The sequence below is a fragment of the Ramlibacter sp. genome, from assembly GCF_035706265.1.
Lineage (GTDB): Bacteria > Pseudomonadota > Gammaproteobacteria > Burkholderiales > Burkholderiaceae_C > Ramlibacter.
This window is the reverse complement of the sequence record NZ_DASSVG010000105.1, coordinates 1-4,935: the sequence shown is the minus strand read 5'-3', so window position 1 is coordinate 4,935 and position 4,935 is coordinate 1. Positions and strand designations below refer to the sequence as shown.

Below are 4,935 nucleotides of genomic sequence, written 5' to 3'. Positions count from 1 at the left end.
GCGGGCCGCGTGGTGGACCGCGCGATCCAGGTCCTGGGTGGCCTGGGTGTGTCGCAGGAGCTGCCGCTGGAGCGCTGGTACCGCGAGCTGCGCATCAAGCGCATCGGCGAAGGCCCGTCCGAAGTGCACCGCATGGTGCTGGCGCGCAACCTCCTGGGCACCGGCCGCTGAGGGCGGGGGAGGGCACATGGCCATCGATTTCGAGCTGCTGGAGGACGGCATCGCCGTCATCACGATCAATCGGCCGGAGAAGCGCAACGCGCTCGATGCCGAGCACTACCAAGCGCTGTCGGACGCCTGGACGCGCGTGCGCGACGACGACGCGATCCGGGTGGCGATCGTCACCGGCGCGGGCGACAAGGTGTTCAGCGCGGGCGCCGACCTGAAGTCCTGGATCGGGCGCAAGGCGCCCCTGTCCGAGCTGTGGCAGACCCAGAAGGGAATGCTGCTCAATCGCGGCCTGGAGATCTGGAAACCGGTGATCGCGGCGATCAACGGCCACTGCCTGGCCGGCGGCATGACGCTGATGCTGGCGACCGACCTGCGCGTGACGGCGGACCACGCCACCTTCGCACTCAGCGAGGTCAAGCGGGGCATCATCCCCGCCAACGGCGGCACCCAGCGCCTGCCGGCGCAGCTGCCGCACGCGATCGCGATGGAGATGCTGCTGATCGGCGATTCCATCGACGCCCAGACGGCCGCCCGCTGGGGTCTGGTGAACCGCGTGGTGCCGGCCGACCAGGTGATGGCGACCGCGCTCGAACTGGCCCGCCGCGTCGCCGCCAATGCGCCGCTGGCGGTGCAGGCGATCAAGGAGCTGGCGCTGCGCAGCCAGAACGAGGGGCTGGCCGCCGGCTTGCGCTTCGAGCAGTTCGTGCAGAAGACCTTGCAGGGCACCGAAGACGCCGCCGAAGGCCGCCAGGCCTTTGCCGACAAGCGCCCGCCGCGCTTCACCGGGAACTGAGATGAGCCTGAGCGGACGTCACGTCATCGCCGGCATCGGCCACACCGCCTTCGGCAAGCTGCCCGGCTGGGACACCGTCGCCATGAACGTCGAGGCCTGCCGCCTCGCGCTGGCGGATGCGGGGATCGAGAAGTCGGCGGTCGACGCCGTGTTCGTGAAGGTGCCCAGTTCGGCCCACCAGTTCATGTACGGTCAGAAGGTGGCCGAGGCCCTCGGCATCACGCCGCGCATGGGCGGTGCCTGGGATCAGGGCGGCGCCGCCAACATCTCCCTGCTGTCGTTCGCGATCATGGCGGTCGAGGCGGGGCAGTGCGAGGTTGCGCTGGTCTGCTATGCCGACAACCCGCGGACCGGAAATCGCGCCCATTTCGGCCGGCCGCGGGGCGACGATGCCGCCTACGGCTGGTTCTCCACCGCCGCCGGTTACGCCATGATCCACCGGCGGCACGTCATCGAGTTCGGCACCCGGCCGGAGGACTTCGCCGCGGTCGCCATTGCCTGCCGCAAGCACGGGGCCGCCAACCCGCACGCCCAGCTGCGCAAGCCGCTGGACCTGGAGCAGTACCTCGCATCACCCTGGGTGGTGGATCCCCTGCGCAAGGACGATTGCGCACTGGTGTCCGACGGCGGCGCGGCCCTCGTCGTCATGAGCGCGAAGAAGGCGCGCGAGCTGGGGGTGCCGCAGCCCGTCCCGGTGCTGGGGTTCGGCCAGGGCCAGACCTCCTTCGAGCTGCCGCAGCGCGCCACGCTCACTTCCACCGAAGCCGCGCGCGCTGCCCACACGGCATTCACGATGGCCGGTGCCCGGCCGCAGGACGTGGACGTGGCGCAGATCTACGACTGCTTCACCATCACCGTGCTCATGACCCTGGAGGATTACGGTTTCTGCCGCAAGGGCGAGGCCGGCGCCTTCGTGCGCGACGGCGCGATCGAGCACGGTGGCCGGCTGCCGATCAACACCAGCGGCGGCCTGCTGTCCGAGACCGGCATGCCCGGCCTGCAGCTGGTGATGGAAGGCGTGCGCCAGATGCGCGGCACGGCGCGCCTCCAAGTGCCGGGCGCCAAGCTGTGCCTGGTGAGCAACCAGGGCGGGACCATGCACACGCACGCCACGCTCCTGCTGGGGAATTGAGATGGAGATGCCCAAGCCCGAACCGACCGAACTGAGCCGCCCTTATTGGGACGCGCTGCGCGAAGGCCATCTGGTGATCCAGCGCTGCGACTGCGGCCACGCCTGGCTGCCGGCGCGCCACCACTGCCCCGCGTGCCTGAAACCGCAGCCACGCTGGGAGCGCGCCAGCGGCAAGGGAACGCTCGTGAGCTGGGTCGTCTACCACACGGCCTACCACCCGGCGTTCGAAAGTCGGCTGCCCTACAACGTGGCCCTGGTGCAGCTCGCCGAAGGGCCGCGCCTGCTGACCAATATCGTCGACGGCAACGAGGCCCTGGTGGCCGACGCCCCGGTCGAACTGAAAGTCGAATGGGAAGGCGATGCCGCGCTGGCGCGCTTCCGCCTTGCCTGAAACAGGGATGCCCATGCGCGAAGCCGTCATTGTCTCCACCGCCCGCACGCCCCTCACCAAGGCGCACCGCGGCGAATTCAACATCACGCCGGGCCCGACCCTGGCCGCCTTCGCGGTGCGCGCCGCCGTGGAGCGCGCCCGCATCGACCCGGGCTCGATCGAGGACCTGGTCATGGGCTGCGGCAACCCCGAAGGCCGCATGGCCCGCAACATCGGGCGCCAGACCGTGGTCCGTGCCGGGCTGCCTCTGTCCGTCGCCGGCACCACCGTCAGCCGCTTCTGCGCCTCCGGGCTGCAGGCCATCGCGGAAGCCGCGGGCCGCATCGTCATGGATGGCGATGCGGCCATCGTGGCCGGCGGAGTCGAAAGCATCTCGGGCCTGAAAGCCCCGGCGCCCGGCGCCGAAGGCGGCTCCGATCCCTGGATCGTGGAGCACAAGCCGGCGCTGTACATGGCGATGATCGACACGGCCGACGTCGTGGCGCAACGCTACGGCATCAGCCGCGAGGCGCAGGACCGCTTCTCCGCGCAGAGCCAGCGTCGCACCGAGGAGGCCCAGGAGGCGGGCCGCTATCGCGACGAGATCGTGCCGGTGACCACCACGATGGCAGTGGCCGACAAGGCCTCGGGCGCCGTCAGCGAGCGCGAGGTGACCGTCGACCGGGACACCTGCAACCGCCCGGGCACCACCTACGAGGCACTGGCCAGGCTGGAGCCGGTGAAAGGGCCGGGCAAGTTCATCACGGCCGGAAATGCATCGCAGCTGTCCGATGGTGCCTCCGCTTGCGTAATGATGGAAGGCAAGGCGGCCGAGCGCGCCGGCCTGCAGGCGCTGGGCGCGTTCCGCGGCTTGGCGGTCGCGGGCTGCGAGCCCGACGAGATGGGCATCGGCCCCGTCTTCGCGGTGCCCAAGCTGCTCGCGCGCCACGGCCTGCGCATGGCCGACATCGGCCTGTGGGAACTGAACGAGGCGTTCGCATCGCAGGCGATCTACTGCCGTGACAAGCTGGGCATTCCTGACGAACTACTCAATGTCAATGGGGGTTCGATCGCGATCGGCCATCCCTTCGGCATGACGGGTGCCCGCCTGGCGGGCCACGTGCTGCTCGAGGGACGGCGCCGCGGCGTCAAGTACGCCGTCGTCACCATGTGCATCGCCGGTGGCATGGGCGCCGCAGGTCTCTTCGAAATCTTCTGAGCGCTCGCATGAACTTCACCCGAATCGTCAGCCACTTCATGGGCCTGGCTTGCGTCGCGTTGGCCTGGGCAGCCTCCGCCGCCCTGGCGCAGGATGCGTACCCCGGCAAGACCATGCGCATCGTCGTGCCGTTCCCGCCCGGCGGCGCCTCCACCGACGGCATGGCGCGCGCCTTCGCCGAGGAACTGGGCAAGGAGATGAAAACCACGGTCATCGTGGAGAACCGCCCGGGCGCCGGCACGGCGCTCGGCGCCCTGGCGGTGAAGACCCTGCCGGCGGACGGCAACACCCTGCTGTTCCAGGCCGACGGCCTCTACAACGCCAAGCTCGCCACGCCCAACCTGGCCTACGAACCTTCCGATTTCGAGATCATCTCGCCGCTCGCGCAGACCAACTACGCCTTCATCGTGCCGGCGGCCAAAGGCTGGAACAAGCTGGAGGACCTCAAGGGCCTGTCGAGGGAACTGGATGTCGGCACGCTGGGCATCGGCGTGAGCTCCTATTCGATCCTGGCGCGCCGGATGGCCGCCCACCTGGGCGTCAAGCACCGGATGATTCCGTACAAGGGGGGCGTCGAGGGTGTGAAGGCGGTGCTCGCAGGCGAGATCGACGGCTACTTTGCCACGGTCGGACTGACGCAGACCCTGAAGGAAAATCCCAAGGTCAGGATCCTGGCCTACACGGGCTCGCCGGGCCGCAACTCCTTCTTCCCCGGCGTCAGGACCTTCCACGAGCTGGGCATGACCGACATGGTCTTCAACAGCTACTACGGGCTGGCCGTGCGCGCCGACACGCCCGAGAAGATCAAGGCGCAGCTCGCACGCGCGGTCCGCAAGGTCGTGCAGTCGGATGCGATGAAGGCCGCGCGGCAGCGGCTGCACCTGGAAGACTACATCGGCAGCACGGAGGACTACCGGCGCGACGTCGCCCGCGTGTTCAAGCTGTACGAAGCCGAGATCGCCGAGGAAGCCAGGCGCGCGAAGTGAATGCGCCGCGTAGTGTGATCGAACTGAAGTCGTGATTGTGAGGAAAGCATGAAGATTCTGGTCCCGGTCAAGCGGGTGGTGGACTACAACGTCAAAGTCCGAGTCAAGTCGGACGGCAGCGGAGTGGACATCGCCAACGTGAAGATGAGCATGAACCCCTTCGACGAGATCGCCGTGGAAGAGGCGGTGCGGCTGAAGGAGAAGGGCGTCGCCACCGAGGTGATCGCGGTGTCCTGCGGCGTGCAGCAGTGCCAGGAGACCCTG

General features: G+C 68.9%; 7 protein-coding genes. All 7 read left to right on the top strand.

The genetic code is table 11. The annotated features are described in order from the left end of the window. The first annotated feature begins 9 nt into the window (after positions 1-9). Positions 10-171, top strand: coding sequence for an acyl-CoA dehydrogenase family protein (locus tag VFM98_RS04085; protein WP_325108625.1), 162 nt, complete (start codon positions 10-12; stop codon positions 169-171). Between the two features lie 16 nt (positions 172-187). Then, positions 188-964, top strand: coding sequence for an enoyl-CoA hydratase/isomerase family protein (locus VFM98_RS04080; protein WP_325108624.1), 777 nt, complete (start codon positions 188-190; stop codon positions 962-964). 1 nt (position 965) lies between these two features. After that, entirely contained in the window at positions 966-2,096 is a 1,131-nt protein-coding gene (locus VFM98_RS04075) for a thiolase family protein (RefSeq protein WP_325108623.1), read from the top strand. Positions 2,097-2,103: 7 nt separating this feature from the next. Beyond that, on the top strand, positions 2,104-2,487 hold the full coding sequence (locus tag VFM98_RS04070) for a Zn-ribbon domain-containing OB-fold protein (RefSeq protein ID WP_325108622.1): 384 nt from the start codon (positions 2,104-2,106) through the stop codon (positions 2,485-2,487). Positions 2,488-2,500: 13 nt separating this feature from the next. Continuing rightward, positions 2,501-3,685: an acetyl-CoA C-acyltransferase gene (locus VFM98_RS04065; RefSeq protein ID WP_325108621.1), complete on the top strand. Its 1,185-nt coding sequence runs from the start codon at positions 2,501-2,503 to the stop codon at positions 3,683-3,685. A gap of 8 nt (positions 3,686-3,693) precedes the next feature. Then, a complete protein-coding gene (locus tag VFM98_RS04060) occupies positions 3,694-4,671 on the top strand; it encodes a tripartite tricarboxylate transporter substrate binding protein (RefSeq protein ID WP_325108620.1) in 978 nt (325 codons plus the stop codon). A gap of 48 nt (positions 4,672-4,719) precedes the next feature. Beyond that, the coding region (locus tag VFM98_RS04055) for an electron transfer flavoprotein subunit beta/FixA family protein (RefSeq protein WP_414708977.1) at positions 4,720-4,935 on the top strand (216 nt) is incomplete at its 3' end.

Bases quoted from the DNA above. Each gene is read 5' to 3' on its own strand.
- VFM98_RS04070 (WP_325108622.1), top strand. From the start codon at position 2,104: ATGCCCAAGCCCGAACCGACCGAACTGAGCCGCCCTTATTGGGACGCG.
- VFM98_RS04075 (WP_325108623.1), top strand. From the start codon at position 966: ATGAGCCTGAGCGGACGTCACGTCATCGCCGGCATCGGCCACACCGCC.
- VFM98_RS04065 (WP_325108621.1), top strand. From the start codon at position 2,501: ATGCGCGAAGCCGTCATTGTCTCCACCGCCCGCACGCCCCTCACCAAG.
- VFM98_RS04080 (WP_325108624.1), top strand. From the start codon at position 188: ATGGCCATCGATTTCGAGCTGCTGGAGGACGGCATCGCCGTCATCACG.
- VFM98_RS04060 (WP_325108620.1), top strand. From the start codon at position 3,694: ATGAACTTCACCCGAATCGTCAGCCACTTCATGGGCCTGGCTTGCGTC.